Consider the following 13,477-nt stretch of genomic DNA (forward strand, 5'->3'; position numbering starts at 1 on the left):
TTCCCGCGCCCTGCGGCGACGTACGCCAGCGCTTCCGGAGTCGATTCGACCGGCTCAGCGACGGACGCGATATCGGATGTGCGTGGCCTCCGGCGTGTCGATCACCCGGATGATCTCCAACTCGATCTCCGACGGCAAGACGTCGAACAGGCGACGGCCGGCACCCAGCAGCACCGGGATCTGATGGATCTGCACCTCATCCAGCACCCCGGCCTCAAGCGCCCGTTGCGCCGTGTACGCGCCACGCACCTGCACGTCCTTGTCCCCGGCGGCAGCCTTGGCCTGTGCCATCGCGCTCTCGATCCCGTCGGTCACGTAGGTCACCAACGGATAGCCCCAACGGGCGGCGGGGCCGGGCGGGCGGTGACTGGGCACGAAGATCGGAAGACCACCGTGATCACCGCCCCAGTGATCCATGAGCTCGGCAGTGCGTCGTCCCGCGAGCACCGCACCGGCTTTCTTCCATTCGTCCTGGAATTGCGCGGCCGGCTCGGACAACGTGCCGGTCTCGCCCTCCGGATCGGCCCACTTGTGCAGTCGTTCACCATCGTCGCCGCCCAGAAAATCGTTTGGATCGGCGATATATCCGTCGAGTGACATCGACATGTCGAGCACTGATGCGGACACTTCGACCTCCTGTGGTTTCGATCCGGAGTGGTTCAACAGTGCTGTAGACCCGGCACGGCGGCATTACTCATCGGGCATCTCAGCGGCACCAGCTCTTGTGAAGGAGCGAACCCCGGGGGCCCGTACGCACACACGGCAATCCGCAGGACGGCTGCCAGGCCATGTGTGGCTGCGGCCTGAGCCGCGACATCGATCCCGCCACCGTCACGGCCTGGATCAACTCCGCAGCACAGCGTCCACTCCGGTCAGTGAGAACAGCCGCTCGACCACTGGCGTGACTGGGCCCGACACACCGAAGCGGATTCCCGCTTCCTGAGCCTGCCGACGGGCACTGAGCAGGGCAGTCAGTCCAGAGCAGTCACAGAAGGACACCTGTGTGAAGTCCACCTCGACACATCGCGCACCGCTGATGACAGCGGCCAGCAATTCGGCACGCAACTGGGGCGACGTCAGTTCATCCACCTCGCCCACTACCGGCACGATCATCCGATCGCCAACCGTCGTGCTGGAGATACGCAGTCGGCCACCGGGCGCTGGCACCCTGTCCATGAAATCAGCGTCCCAACTGAAGGAATACTGGTCAACCGACACGTGAGCTGAAACCGGCACTCACGCAACAGGCCGCTTGCTGATTCCCGGTGCGTTCGACGGCCACCCGAACCCATGCCGTGTACATCTGTGTGCTGGAGAGAGCGAAGGGCAGGCGTAGTCCATGCGACCTCCCCCACGCCATCACCTGATCCCTGAGCAGGTGGCCTACCGCGGCGACGAACCCCAGTTGTTCGATCCGGCCGCCGAACTGCTGAAAGAGCGCGACCAGCTCAGACGCGCGATGAAGAGCCGCCCTGTGATCGACATGGCCCGTGGCGTGCTGATGGCGGGCTACGGCTGCCCGCCCCGAGAGGCCTGGGAGATACTGCTGGCCGTCTCGCAGCACGCCGACACCGGACTCCACGTCGTCGCCGACGCCATCACCCAGGCCGTCACGGGCACCCCCGTTCCCGAGCACCTTCAAGGACACCTGGCAGCGGCCGTCAAGGACTGGCAGGTCAGGTCAGTCAGGGATGAGAACGGATCACCGCGTAGCGGGACGACGCCGACGAGGGAAGGGCCGTAACGCCAGGGGAGGCCGCAACGGCCCTTCCCCAGCAGTCCCGCAGCACGACGGCATCACCGTCCGTCCACGTGAGCGTCCACGGCGGACGGGCGGATGCCCGGTCATGGCTCGTCGGAGTTGTCGAGGAGTGCGATGCGGGCGGTGATGCGTTTGCCGACCGGCTCCCGCTGCGCCTCAAAACCCTGGGCGACGGCCATCACGATCTCCAGGCCGTGCTGGCCCACCCGCCCGATGTCGGCGGCCCGGGCCACCGGCAGCACCGGATCGCAGTCCCACACCACCACCTCGACCACGTCGTCGGCGATCCGCAGGTCCATCAGCACCGGGCCCGGCGCGTACTTGAGGGCGTTGGTGACCAGCTCACTGACCACCAGCCGGGTCAGGTCCGTGGCACGCTGCGAGACGTCCAGGCCGTGCTCGGCCTGGACGCGCGTGAGGAAGTCCGCGGCGTGCCGGCGGGCATGGGCGATGGACGCACTGTCCCCTTCCAGCGCCACCGTGGTCTGTATGGTCTGCTCCTTCGGCACCGGGACGTTCTCCCTCACCGGGACTGATTGCATCGCGGCCCCCTTCACCCCTTTCACACCCCCACGCGTACCCCCAGCACACGCTTTACGCCCTCGGCACCAAGGAATTGCCCGACCTGCCAAGGGGCCGCGTTGCAAGGTGAAGGCGCTGGGTGCCAGGGCCGCCGGCCTGTGAACGGTGACCGCACCACGGCTGCAACCCGGCGCCCACGATGCCCGGCACTCTCCCGGTGCCGGGCATCGTGCTGAGTCACAGGGTCAGTCGGTCTTCTCAAGTGCCGCCGTGGGACGCCCGGGTGCTCGAGGACAAGGCTCCGCCTCGGGCTGGAGCCCAGGGACCTCACCTGCACCAGCGAACCCAAAGCGGACCGACTTGGCCTTGCCGGCCGGCCCCGCGAGAGCACCTCCCGTGCACGCTGGATCACCGCGCTGACCACCCACCCGTCCCTGATCCAGTGCCCGATCATCACCGCGGACGACGGAACGACGGTGATCGGCCGCACACCGGAGTCCGTCCGCTCGGTCCTGCTCTGATCCGTCCTGCTCCGACCGCGCCACCGCCACTGGCCTGGGAGCCGCACACAACGCTCCGGGCCGGCACTTGCCGTGGGCCCGAAGGTCATTGCCGGCGCTTCCTGCCGGGGCCGGGCCACGGGCTCGCGCGGCACCCACCGAGCCACGGGATGCACCACTCGGCCCCGCTCCGGCCATGCCCGCCGGCCACTCATGCACGATCACCGCATGCACGCTGCCCCTCGGGCGCAGGCCGGGCCGGGCTCGGCCGCCGTCCGCGTGCCGGTCCAGGTGGGTGTGGCACAGCCCTGCCGGCCGGGGAGGCGGCCTTCGCACCCGCCGCAGAGCGCCGTCTACTCCCGGGAAACGGCAGCTGTTTATGGGCCGCCGCTACGACGGCCGCTTTCCTTCCATCTGTGCGGCCTGCAGGTCGGCGAGCAGTTCGGCCTGCCCGGCCAGCACGCCCGACAGGATCGTGCGGGCCACCCGGAGCAGCTCGGCGACGTGTGGACTGGTCAGCGAGTAGTACACGGTCGAGCCCTCCTTGCGGCTCTTGACCAGGTTCGTGCGCCGCAGCACTGCCAACTGCTGCGAAAGGTGCGCAGGCTCGATACCCACCTCGGGCAGCATTTCCGCCACCGCGTACTCGCGCTCGCTGAGCAGTTCAAGAACGCGAATGCGGGCCGGGTGGCCGAGGGTTTTGAAGAACTCGGCCTTCAGCTGGTACAGCGGCGTACTCACCTGGTTGTCCCCTCCCCCGTGCCGTCGCACGGCCCCACCGGCCGGGCCTCGGCGTATCGCATCCACCCGCTCATCAACAACATGCGGCCCATCCTCGCGTGCGTCACCGGCCGGACCGAATCCGCACCCGAGCAGGAGCACCTCGGAATCCAGCAGTGACGACCTCAGGAGTTGCCAACGTTAGCAATTCCTGAGGTCGTCAGGGAGGTCTGCATACGGAGCACCTCGCTGGGCAGGCCTGCGACGGAATGCGCTACGAGTGGGGTCCTGCCGGTACGGACCGACGCTCCGCCGAGGCCGCCCGCCTGGTCGTTGTCGGGTGCACGGTCGGCCGTCGGGCGTACAGCGGTGATGGTCCCTGCGCCACAGGGTGAGCAAACCTGCGGGCTACTCCGCCGCCTGGTCGTGGCCGCTGAGCCACCCCGTCGTACGCCACTCATGACGTTCCTCGGTGAGTCCTTCACCTGCTGTCTCGCCTGTGCGATGCGCGGCGAGCGCCGCAGCCAGATCGGCATGCACAGGGATGTCCGGACAGTCGCGGGCGGGGACAAGTGAGCCGTCGGCGGGGATCGCGGCCAGTTCCAGCCGCCGGCCCGCCGCGGCGAGGCGGCGCGCCGCCTCCGTGATGGCCAGCTGCCCCTCGACCGACCAGCTGCGCAGTTCGCTCAGCTCGACGACAACCGGGCCGGTGCCACGGGCCACGACCCAGCCGATCGCACCAGCGAAACGACGGGCCGCATCCGGACCCAGGTAACCGGCAACGGACAGGACACCGAGATCCTGCTCGATCGTGTAACGCCAGTCGATGGTCATGAAAGTGCACTTCCTTGTCCGGGTACCCATGGAGATCCGCTCAACGGTCGGAGCGGGAGGGTGATCCAGATGCTCTTGCCCCCGGCGTCGGCGTCACCTCGAACCCTGGCGCTGCCGCCCAGGCCGAGGGTGAGCTCCATGACGGTGGCCAGACCGCCGGCTCCCGTCTCCGTGAAGGGCTCGTGCAGTGACGGCTGGTAGGGGTGGCGGTCATGGACGGCGAAGGCCAGGCAGTCAGGCCCCGCCGCATAGATCACGGTCACCGTCGGCGAGAGCGCAGCGGCGTGCCGGACACTGTTGGTGACCAGCTCGCTCAGGATCAACAGGGCCGGGTCCACCGCGGGATGGCGCAGGCTCACGCCCCACTCGATCAACGCCCGCTCGGCCGTCTGGCGGGCCAACCGCACGGCCGCCGGTTCGGTGGGCAGGGTGAGGACATGCCGGTAGGGCAGGGCATCGAGCCGCGTGGACATCGCTCACCCCTCCGCGCGGGCGAGGCGGAAACCGGTGACCGTCCGCGGGTGGACACGAAGGATCGTGTCGTGCGGGCCGTGCGTCCAGCCGGTAAGCGTACGGCGGTAGTGGGCGGCCTCATCCGGGTCCGCGATCACGTCGGTGGGACCCGTCACGGTCACCGTCCATCCGGTGCTGGTCACGGCGAGGATCTCGTCCACGTGGTAGGTCGCCGTCGTGGGCACGGCGGTCACCTGCACCGGGGTGCGCACGACCAGGCGGCCGTACTCCCAAACGTGCCGGGCAGGCCGTACGACGGGCTGCTCCCGCTGTACGAACACCAGCCGTCCCAGGCTGCTGCTCTCCACCAGCCACAGCGCCTCCGCGCCGGAGATGTCGGCCATGCGCACGGGGGCGGGAGTCGTGCTCATCGGACTGGTTCCTCACTGACGTCTGCCGCTCTCGGGCTCGTCGTCTGCCGCTTCTGCGCGGGGACGCCAGGAAGTACGCCCGCCCTCTCCAAGTGGTCCCGAGCGGCGCGGATCGCCTCGGGAGTGCCGGCGTACTCCCGGCCCTCCGGGAGAAGCAGCTGGAGCGCGCCGACCGAGTCGAGGACCTGGCGCTGGCCTGCGCGGATCCCCGAGGCGAGGACCACGATGCCGCGGTGGCGCAGCTTCTCCACGGCGTCCTTGAGGACGAGGGCGCCGGTGGCATCCATGGTCGACACCCGTGACATGCGCAGGATGACCACCCGGACATCGGCGACCTCGGTCAGCTCCAGCAGGAAGCGGTGCGCGGCGGCGAAGAACAGCGGCCCGTCGATGCGGTAGGCGACGATGTGCTCGGCCAGCAGCGCATGCTCCGCGGCACTGTGGTCACCGCGGTCGAGCGGCACCTGATCGAAGCGGGCCTGCTTCGCCACGGCGCGCAGGGCGAGGGCACCGGCGACGACGAGGCCGATGATCACGGCGTACACGAGATCCAGGGCCAGCGTCGCCACGGCGGTGAGGGCGAGGATCAGTGCGTCGGAGCGGGTGGCCTTCGCCATGGCCTTGAGCGAGCCGACCTCGACCATGCGGATCGCGGTGGCCAGCAGGACACCGGCCAAAGCGGCCAGCGGAATCCTCGACACGAGCGGCGCCGCCCCGAAGACGATCACGGCGAGGACGGCGGCATGCGTGAGGGCGGCGAGCCGGGAGCCGGCGCCGGTGCGCACGTTGACCGCGGTGCGGGCGATCGCGCCCGTCGCGGGTACGCCGCCGAAGAGCGGGGCGGCGATGTTCGCCAAGCCCTGGCCGAACAGCTCCCGGTCCGGGTCGTGCCGCTGGCCGACCGTCATCCCGTCGGCGACCGAGGCGGACAGCAGGGACTCCAGCGCGGCGAGCGCCGCGACCGCCAGGGCGGGCGCGAGCAGGCTGCCGAGCGAGCCCAGGTCGAGAAAGGACAGCGACGGCACGGGCAGCCCCGACGGCAGTTCACCGATCGGCTTCGCCGCGTCCAGGCCGGCGAGCTGCGCCACGATCGTCGCCGAGATCACGGCGACGATCGAGAACGGCACGGTCGGCCGCCAGCGGGCCCCGAGCAGCATGACCGCGGCCACCGCGACCGCGAAACCGACGGCCGTCCAGTTCGGGGACTGCGCGAACTCCTCGACGGCCCGCCAGGTCACCACCAGCACCCGGTCGCCCTCCGGCCTGGGTACCCCGAGCGCGTTCGGGATCTGCTGGAGGCCGATCACGCAGGCGATACCGAGGGTGAAGCCCTCGACGACCGGGGCAGGCACGTACTGCATGTACTTCCCCGCCCGCAGCACCGCCAGAGCGACGAGCATGACGCCCGCCATCAGTCCGACGGTGAGCACCCCTGTGGGCCCGTACCGGCTCACGATCGGCACCAGGACCACCGTCATGGCGCCGGTCGGCCCGGACACCTGCAGGTTGGACCCGCCGAACACGGCAGCGAGCGCGCCCGCGACCACCGCGGTCGCCAGGCCCGCCGCCGCGCCCAGACCGGAGGAGACACCGAAGCCGAGGGCCAGCGGTAGCGCGACGATCGCCACGGTCCAGCCCGCCAGAAGGTCCCGGCGCGGGTCACGCCGCATCTCCGCGAGGTCGGTGCGCCTCGGCAGCAACAACACGATCCGGGCCCATGTCCGGCTGAATGGCGTGGTCATCAGCCGACGACCTCTACGTCCTGCAGCTCGGCCAGCAACTCGTTCCGCCCGGCGAGCATCTCGGTCAGGATCCGCCGCGCGGCCTTCATCAAGTCGGCGACGTCGCCGCCGGCCAACTCGTAGACGACCGTCGAGCCCTCGCGGGTCGCGGTGACGATACCCGAGCGGCGCAGCACCGCCAGCTGCTGCGACAGACCGGAGGGCTCGACCTCGATCTGAGCCAGCAGGCCCCGCACCGGCATCGGCCCGTCCTGCAGCAGTTCCAGCACGCGTATCCGTACGGGATGACCGAGCATCCGGAAGAACTCGGCCTTGGCTTGGTACAGCGGAACGGACACGACCCCTCGGACTCTCCTGCAGGGCCCCGCGAACGGGGCGGAAGCGAAAGACTGTGCCTACGGCCATCTGCAAACACAGCTAAGCCAGCATCTAACCAATTGCGAAATTTTGCAATTCAGCATCACACTGCGGTCACCGAGTCCTGATCGGTGAGTTCATGGCACGTACGCGCCGATGCCACCCGCACCAGTCATCGACGCGCCTTCGACGACCGACACCGCCCACGGACCTCGGCCGTCACCCTCACAGCTCGCCCCGGTGAAGCCGTCTACCCTCGCTGGCCGCCGGAAGCCCGCGTGCCCACCCCGCCTGGCCCGCCCGCCTCCCCCCGCGCCCGGTAGGTGCGTTCGGCGATCCTCGCCGCGGTGCAACCCGCCGCGACGAACAGCGCGCCGAGGGCGAGCCAGCCCGGGCCGGGCCAGCCGAGCACCAGGGTGGTCATCAGCAGCGGACCGAGGGCCTGCGCGGTCGCGGTGCCCGCAGCCATGGCGCCTTGGTACTCACCCTTGGCATCGTCAGGCATCAGACCGACCGACAGGCCCCAGGATCCCGCTACGTACAACAGTTCCCCGGCGATATGGATCGCCGCCGCGACGAACAGCACGACGACGGTCAGACCGTGGGCGGTCACGGCCGTCAAGGCGAAGACCGTGCACGACAGCGCGAGCAGCAGGCCCGACTGCTGGGTCGCCCTGCCTGCGCCGGGCACCGTCTCGGCGGACCGGGAGAAGCGGACCTGCAGCAGCGCGATGGCGACAACCCCAGTGGACGTCCGGCATCGTTCTGGTGGCCAACACGGGCTCGTACTCGTTGGTCACCCATGTGCGCACGTTGGCGACCCGGGACGCGGTGTCCAGTTGCAGATCGGCGTCCACGTGCATGTCGTCCAGGTACACCGCGGCGACCACCGGGACCTCGTTGCGTACCAGTTGGCCGGTGTCGTACAGGGCCGGCCAGTCGGTCCGGGCGGCCAGCAGTTCGGCGGCACCCGCGAACGGCCGCAGCGCCCGGATGTCCCGGAACATCCACGGATACATCATCTCCCCCGTGAACAGCAACGGGACCGCGTCGGGGGCGAAATCCGGGCGTCCCGCCATCACCCGCTCGGCCGCCCAGCCGGTGGCCGCGCCGGGACGGCCGTAGATGTACTCCTGCAGCGCGAAGAACGGGTTGCCCACCGCCGCGGTCGCGGACATGACCAGATAGCGGAAAGGCTCGGACGGTTCCGTCCCGTCCCAGCCGTCCTCCAGCAGCCAGTGCACCCGCTCGAACCCGCCGCTGGTTCCGAGCGTCTTCCCCAGATGGCGGAACCGGTCGACCGTGAGCCGGTCCCCGTCCGGCAGCCGCACATCCCCCGCCGCCAAATGTTCCGCCATGTGCCGGACCCGTTCCATGTCCTCCGGGTAACGCCGGTAGTACGCCGCGTTCTTGGCCGCGACACGTGCGTACAACCGGCTGTAGACCTCCGTCGCGTCCGCCGCCAAAGCGGGCAGCCCTCCGGTGACCAGGCAGCCCGCAAGGCCTTCCGAAGCGTGGGAGAGGTAGGTCAGGGCCACGAAACCCCCGTAGCTCTGCCCGAGGATCGTCCACGGGCGACCCCGCGTGAGCCGCCGACGGACCACTTCCGCGTCCGCGACGATGCTGTCGGCCCTGAAGTGACCCAGATACGCAGCGAGTTCGCCGTCCGAGCGGCCGGCGGTGCTGGAGGCGGAGACCGGGGTGCTGCGTCCGGTGCCGCGCTGGTCCAGCAGCACGACGCGATGGGTCCGCAGAGCCGTTCCGAGCCAGCTCGGCATCGGCGGTCGCGGCGCCTTGCTGCCGGGGCCGCCATTGAGGAAACACAGCCAGGGCAGCTCGTCGTCCTGGCGCCGCACGTCCACGACCTCACGGGCGAAGACCTCGATCGTCGGTGAGCCGGGGCGGCCGTGGACCAGCGGAACCGTGGACATGTGGTCGCGGAAGACCATGCCAGGTAACTGCGTCATGCATCGGACCCTATAGCTGCGGGTACACAGGACCGGCCTGCCGGGGCGAGGGAGGAATGAGGGATCACTCATGTTCGAGGGCTTCAGGCTGGATCACATCGATGTCGGACCCGTCGTCCTGCGGGTGCGCCATGGAGGGGCCGGGCCCGCCGTGGTCCTCTTGCACGGCCACCCCTGCACCCACGCGACCTGGCACGAGGTGGCGGTCGGGCTCGCCGACCGTTTCACCGTCGTCTGCCCCGACCTGAGGGGATACGGCGGCTCGAGCGCCCCGGCGGACGTGCCTGAGCACGCCCAGATGTCGAAGAAGGCCATGGCGGGTGACATCGTCGCGCTCATGAACAAACTGGGCCACCGCCGTTTCGCGGTGGTGGGGCACGACCGCGGCGCACTCGTCGGCTTCCGCCTGGCCCTCGATCACCCAGAAGCGGTGAGCCGGCTGGTCAACATCGGCGGCCCGCCGGCCGCCGAGGCCCTGCGCAGGGCCGGCGAACGGTTCGCTCGCACGTGGTGGCACTGGTTCTTCCTCGGCCAGACCGAGAAACCGGCCGAGGAGTTCATCAACCGAGACCCCGACGCCTGGTACGGCGACCGGCCCGACCACTGCGCGCCCGAGGTGTTCAGCGACTACCTCGCCGCCCGGCGCGACCCCGAGGTCGTGCACGCCATGTGCGAGGACTACCGAGCTGGTCTGACCGTCGACCGACGCGACGACGAGCGGGACAAGACTGCGGGACGCAAACTAGAGTGCCCCGTCCTCGTGACGTGGGGCAAACACGACGATCTGCCCGACCTCTACGGCGACCCTGCCGCGCCCTGGCACGAGTGGGCCACCGACGTCCAGGCGCGGGTACTGGACGCGGGACACCACGTACAGGAGGAATGCCCCGAGGAACTCACCGAGATCCTCGCGGCCTTCCTCGGGCCGAGCCCGGGCCGGCCTCACCAGAACCACTAGAGCGGCATGTCTGCCGGGCACGCGACAAGGCCCACGGGTCGTCGCAGCAACCGGTCCTGGCCGGTCACACCGTGGGGAACGCCTGCCATAGGAGCAGCTGCTTCGGGGACCGTGGTCCTGCTCCCAGCCCTGTCGGCCCGTGGTGCCCGGCTCGAAGGCCGGGCACCACGGGCCGCTCCTTGCGGATGCGTGTCAGGGTCGGAGGGCCGCTGCGGGAGCCGGCGTACGGCGTGCGGCGCTGCGGTAGGTGGAGATGCCCACCGCGAGCAGCCAGTAGCTCAGCAAGGCCCCCATCAGGGCCGTGCTGCCCCACCCGTTCGCCGCGTAGAAGTGTGCGGGGGTGTTGCCGAAGAACAGGGACGGCACGAAGGCCAGGTTCACCGCGGCGAGGACGTAGGCCGAGCGGCCGATCCAGCGGGGAAGCAGTTTCGCGCGGGTGACTCCGTAGCCGAGCGCTGTCAGGAAGAGTGCGAGCAGCAGGCGGCCGATCGAACCGTAGAGGATGTACGTGCCGCTGACCGTGATGGTCGGGTCGATCGGGTGGTCGGCGGCGATGACGGCGCCGGCCTCCAACCCGCTGGAGACCAGGGTGACGGTCGCGTAGACCAGTCCGCTGGCGAAGGCCACCGTGCCGACCCATTCGTAGGCGGGGTTGGCCTGCTTGAACAGTTCACGCAGACCCGTGACGAAGAGGATCAGGGCCGCGAGCGCGACGATGCCGATGAGCAACCGCGCCAGCACGTTGGCGTCCGGCGGCGGTCCCGAGTAGAGGAAGTACAGCGGCACTTCGATGATGAAGCAGACCGCCGCCGCGATGCCGGCCAGTCCTGTCAGGCGCCTGGCGATGATGTCATTCATGTGTTGTCCCCCGAGTGAGTGTGTGAGTGCCCTGTCCCATGTCCGTGTGGTACCGACGAGGAAACTCTCCCGCACACGCGGCGCAACGTCGCTGGGCCTGAACACCGGACCCGGGGTGGTGCTACGGACACCTCGTGGCGAGTGTCTGCGTACGGCCGGCCGAGGCATACGGATGCGCAGGACGTCTCCGGCCCCTACCGTCGGCACAGGCGGACCGTGAGGCCGGCCCGTGCGCCGCGCCTACTCGCTTGTCAGGCTGTGAGCGGCTCATCGAGAAGGAAGCGTGACGCCATGCGTTCCCGAGGTACGACGGCAGGTTCCGCGCTGAGCGCGGCCGTCGGGCTGGTGCTGCTCGCCGTCGGCTGCTCCGGCACCGCGAGCGCGGGGAAACCCGTCACCGACACGCAGGGCAGTGGCACGGCTGGGCCGGTCGTGCTGTCGCCGGCAACGCCGATGGGCGCGAGTGACGAGTTCCGCGCCTTCCTCCAGAACGTGAGGACACTGTCCCACGGCTCCATCCAGATCTCCGCCGAGTTCGACGCCCACCATGAGGAGGGGCCGGACTTCGAGGAGCAACTGCTGGGCGACGTGCGGTCCGGACGGGCGACATGGCCGCACTCGGCAGTCGGGTCTTCGACATCGGTCGGGCCCCTGCCCTCGCCGCCCTGACCGCCCCGCTCCTGATCAACAGCTTCGACGCCGAGGAGAGGGTCCTCCGCGCACCGGTCGCCGAGCGCATGATCCGCGAGGTCGACGGCGGCGGCCTCACCGGCGTGGACCTGCTCCCGGGCAGCCTGCGCCGTCCCTTCGGCGCCGGGACACCACTGCTGGGTCCGGAGGACTACAAGGGACGCACGATCGGTATCCAGGAGTCCAAGGTCGCCGACGCCCCCGCGCGCGCCCTCGGAGCGAAACCGCAATGGTTCGGCTCGGGCAGCTCGGTGAGCGATTTCGACGGGTTCGAACAGCAACTCGTCTCTGTCGACGGCAACCGTTACGACGAAGCGGGGATGATCGGCACCGCCGACGTCGTGCTGTGGCCGCGCCCCATCGTCCTGGTCGCCAACACCAGGGCCGTCGAGCGGCTCAGCCAGGGCCAGCGCGCGCTGTTGCGGGACGCGGCGCGACAAGCCGTGCACGGGGCGGGAGCTGACTTGCGCGGACAGGAGCACCGCGCCCTCGAAAGCCTCTGCGCCCGGGGCCAAGAGTTCGCCGCCGCGGATTCGGCACAGTTGGCGGCACTGCGCAAAGCCGTGCGGCCGGTGTACGCCCAGCTCTCCCGCGACCGGCGGACCAAGGAGTACCTCGATTCCATCACCGGGTTGGTCCGGGACGTACCGGCCGAGCCACCCCTGTCCTGCAAGGACTGACGTCTACGACCGACGGACGGGACGGCCGCCGGGGCCGCCGGTGAGCCAGGATCCGTCGCCCAGCGGCACCAGTTCGTACGGATGGCTCACCTCGACGGTGAACTCGCCGCTGAGCGTGCCTGTGCGTACGTCGACCAAGTGGTGACGGAACCACTCCTCCTCGTCCTCGCTCTCACCGCCCAGGGTGACGACGGCCATGTCCTCGGTCAGGTAGCCACCGCTCCATTCCACGAAGCACTCCTCCGGGTCGTACCCGAAGGCCTCGACGGGGAGGGTGAAGAGCACGTCCCCGTCGGGGTGAGAGTGAAAGGCGACGTCCGCCTGATCGTGGTCGACGGTCATGAACTGTTGCCCGGACGGCGCCAGGTCGATCAGGCAGCGATCCGACCATGGGTACGCCACGAACTCCGGCTGACCGTCCGCCCCGGCGGTACCTCGGATGATGACGGAGCCGTCCTGGCCCTCACCGATGTCGAGGTAGATGCTGCCGTCCGCGGGGTTCACGTGATGGCTGCCACCGTGCCCGGCCGTTTCCAGCTCACGGCGGGCGAGGATCACGCCGCTTTCGGCGTCGTGCACCACCCACTGGTCCCCGCCAGGGCGTCCCGCCATCGCGTCAGGCCGGTACACCCACACCGTTCGGCCATCCAGAGACAGCGCACATCCAGGCCGGTGGCCATGGCGTACGTCGGAGAACGGCTCGAAGTCCGAAGCCCATACGAGGTCACCGGCACGCGAGAGGCAGATGACGCCGTTCAGCGTCGTGTACACGACCTGCTCCAGATCGTGTCGGACCACCGACTCCACGACCTCGTCGCCAGGAAGCGGCTGGAACACCGCGGCGACTTCCAGCGTCCCGCAGGCAGTGGAGTCCACGACGTAGGCGTGAATGTGGCCGTCGCGGTGACGCGTGACGACTCTCGGTGGTGGCGCAGGAATCATCTGCTGAGGCTAACGGCCGGTCAGGTCCGACGAACGCCCTCAGCCCCTCTCGGCGTGAGCA

18 protein-coding genes and 1 pseudogene are annotated in these 13,477 nt (G+C 69.6%); 6 read left to right on the forward strand and 13 right to left on the reverse strand.

Annotated features, from left to right (window positions below; all coding sequences use genetic code 11):
• Positions 1 to 54: 54 nt before the first annotated feature.
• Both M2163_RS07000 and M2163_RS07005 read right to left on the reverse strand, forming a co-directional pair.
• Positions 55 to 627, reverse strand: a complete 573-nt coding sequence (locus M2163_RS07000; protein WP_280853745.1) for a dihydrofolate reductase family protein — start codon at positions 625 to 627, stop codon at positions 55 to 57.
• Positions 628 to 843: 216 nt separating this feature from the next.
• Positions 844 to 1,218, reverse strand: a complete 375-nt coding sequence (locus M2163_RS07005) for an STAS domain-containing protein (RefSeq protein ID WP_280853744.1) — start codon at positions 1,216 to 1,218, stop codon at positions 844 to 846.
• Between the two features lie 121 nt (positions 1,219 to 1,339).
• Between M2163_RS07005 and M2163_RS07010 the strand changes: the two genes are divergently transcribed.
• Positions 1,340 to 1,744, forward strand: coding sequence for an ANTAR domain-containing protein (locus M2163_RS07010; RefSeq protein WP_280853743.1), 405 nt, complete (start codon positions 1,340 to 1,342; stop codon positions 1,742 to 1,744).
• 101 nt (positions 1,745 to 1,845) lie between these two features.
• Here the strand turns inward: M2163_RS07010 and M2163_RS07015 are convergent, their stop codons facing one another.
• Complete coding sequence (locus M2163_RS07015; protein WP_280853742.1) at positions 1,846 to 2,304, reverse strand: ATP-binding protein; 459 nt, start codon at positions 2,302 to 2,304, stop codon at positions 1,846 to 1,848.
• A 282-nt stretch (positions 2,305 to 2,586) separates the two neighbouring features.
• Here M2163_RS07015 and M2163_RS07020 point away from each other — a divergent pair.
• Positions 2,587 to 2,805: pseudogene (locus M2163_RS07020) on the forward strand (ArsC/Spx/MgsR family protein); the annotation flags it as partial.
• A 369-nt stretch (positions 2,806 to 3,174) separates the two neighbouring features.
• Here M2163_RS07020 and M2163_RS07025 read toward each other — a convergent pair.
• The gene (locus M2163_RS07025; protein WP_280853741.1) at positions 3,175 to 3,525 is read right to left on the reverse strand and encodes a metalloregulator ArsR/SmtB family transcription factor; all 351 of its coding nucleotides are present in this window, start codon (positions 3,523 to 3,525) and stop codon (positions 3,175 to 3,177) included.
• A gap of 18 nt (positions 3,526 to 3,543) precedes the next feature.
• On the opposite strand from M2163_RS07025, the gene M2163_RS07030 reads away from it, so the two are divergent.
• Entirely contained in the window at positions 3,544 to 3,684 is a 141-nt protein-coding gene (locus tag M2163_RS07030; protein WP_280893455.1) for a hypothetical protein, read from the forward strand.
• Positions 3,685 to 3,912: 228 nt separating this feature from the next.
• Here M2163_RS07030 and M2163_RS07035 read toward each other — a convergent pair whose 3' ends face one another.
• From M2163_RS07035 to M2163_RS07065, 7 genes are all read right to left on the reverse strand, one after another.
• Positions 3,913 to 4,338 carry an anti-sigma factor antagonist gene (locus M2163_RS07035; protein WP_280853740.1) on the reverse strand — a complete coding sequence of 142 codons (426 nt, stop codon included), beginning with the start codon at positions 4,336 to 4,338 and terminating at the stop codon, positions 3,913 to 3,915.
• Positions 4,335 to 4,811 carry an ATP-binding protein gene (locus M2163_RS07040; protein ID WP_280893456.1) on the reverse strand — a complete coding sequence of 159 codons (477 nt, stop codon included), beginning with the start codon at positions 4,809 to 4,811 and terminating at the stop codon, positions 4,335 to 4,337. The genes M2163_RS07035 and M2163_RS07040 overlap by 4 nt, the downstream gene beginning before the upstream one ends.
• A gap of 3 nt (positions 4,812 to 4,814) precedes the next feature.
• The gene (locus tag M2163_RS07045; RefSeq protein ID WP_280853738.1) at positions 4,815 to 5,222 is read right to left on the reverse strand and encodes a pyridoxamine 5'-phosphate oxidase family protein; all 408 of its coding nucleotides are present in this window, start codon (positions 5,220 to 5,222) and stop codon (positions 4,815 to 4,817) included.
• Positions 5,219 to 6,964, reverse strand: a complete 1,746-nt coding sequence (locus M2163_RS07050) for a SulP family inorganic anion transporter (RefSeq protein ID WP_280893457.1) — start codon at positions 6,962 to 6,964, stop codon at positions 5,219 to 5,221. Before M2163_RS07050 ends, M2163_RS07045 begins: the two co-directional genes overlap by 4 nt.
• Positions 6,964 to 7,302 carry a metalloregulator ArsR/SmtB family transcription factor gene (locus M2163_RS07055; protein ID WP_280853736.1) on the reverse strand — a complete coding sequence of 113 codons (339 nt, stop codon included), beginning with the start codon at positions 7,300 to 7,302 and terminating at the stop codon, positions 6,964 to 6,966. The genes M2163_RS07050 and M2163_RS07055 overlap by 1 nt, the downstream gene beginning before the upstream one ends.
• Positions 7,303 to 7,571: 269 nt before the next feature.
• Positions 7,572 to 7,790 carry a hypothetical protein gene (locus M2163_RS07060; protein ID WP_280893458.1) on the reverse strand — a complete coding sequence of 73 codons (219 nt, stop codon included), beginning with the start codon at positions 7,788 to 7,790 and terminating at the stop codon, positions 7,572 to 7,574.
• A gap of 28 nt (positions 7,791 to 7,818) precedes the next feature.
• Positions 7,819 to 9,288 (reverse strand): alpha/beta fold hydrolase, encoded by a 1,470-nt coding sequence (locus tag M2163_RS07065; protein WP_280893459.1) that lies wholly within the window; start codon positions 9,286 to 9,288, stop codon positions 7,819 to 7,821.
• Positions 9,289 to 9,358: 70 nt separating this feature from the next.
• On the opposite strand from M2163_RS07065, the gene M2163_RS07070 reads away from it, so the two are divergent.
• Complete coding sequence (locus tag M2163_RS07070) at positions 9,359 to 10,246, forward strand: alpha/beta hydrolase (RefSeq protein ID WP_280853731.1); 888 nt, start codon at positions 9,359 to 9,361, stop codon at positions 10,244 to 10,246.
• A gap of 192 nt (positions 10,247 to 10,438) precedes the next feature.
• On the opposite strand, the gene M2163_RS07075 is transcribed toward M2163_RS07070, so the two are convergent.
• On the reverse strand, positions 10,439 to 11,104 hold the full coding sequence (locus M2163_RS07075; protein WP_280853730.1) for a hypothetical protein: 666 nt from the start codon (positions 11,102 to 11,104) through the stop codon (positions 10,439 to 10,441).
• Positions 11,105 to 11,395: 291 nt separating this feature from the next.
• Between M2163_RS07075 and M2163_RS07080 the strand changes: the two genes are divergently transcribed.
• Positions 11,396 to 11,773, forward strand: coding sequence for a hypothetical protein (locus tag M2163_RS07080; protein ID WP_280853729.1), 378 nt, complete (start codon positions 11,396 to 11,398; stop codon positions 11,771 to 11,773).
• Positions 11,713 to 12,474 (forward strand): hypothetical protein, encoded by a 762-nt coding sequence (locus tag M2163_RS07085; RefSeq protein ID WP_280853728.1) that lies wholly within the window; start codon positions 11,713 to 11,715, stop codon positions 12,472 to 12,474. Before M2163_RS07080 ends, M2163_RS07085 begins: the two co-directional genes overlap by 61 nt.
• A gap of 3 nt (positions 12,475 to 12,477) precedes the next feature.
• Here the strand turns inward: M2163_RS07085 and M2163_RS07090 are convergent, their stop codons facing one another.
• Positions 12,478 to 13,416, reverse strand: a complete 939-nt coding sequence (locus M2163_RS07090; protein WP_280853726.1) for a hypothetical protein — start codon at positions 13,414 to 13,416, stop codon at positions 12,478 to 12,480.
• Positions 13,417 to 13,477: the final 61 nt, after the last annotated feature.

It is taken from the genome of Streptomyces sp. SAI-135, from assembly GCF_029893805.1.
Lineage (GTDB): Bacteria > Actinomycetota > Actinomycetes > Streptomycetales > Streptomycetaceae > Streptomyces.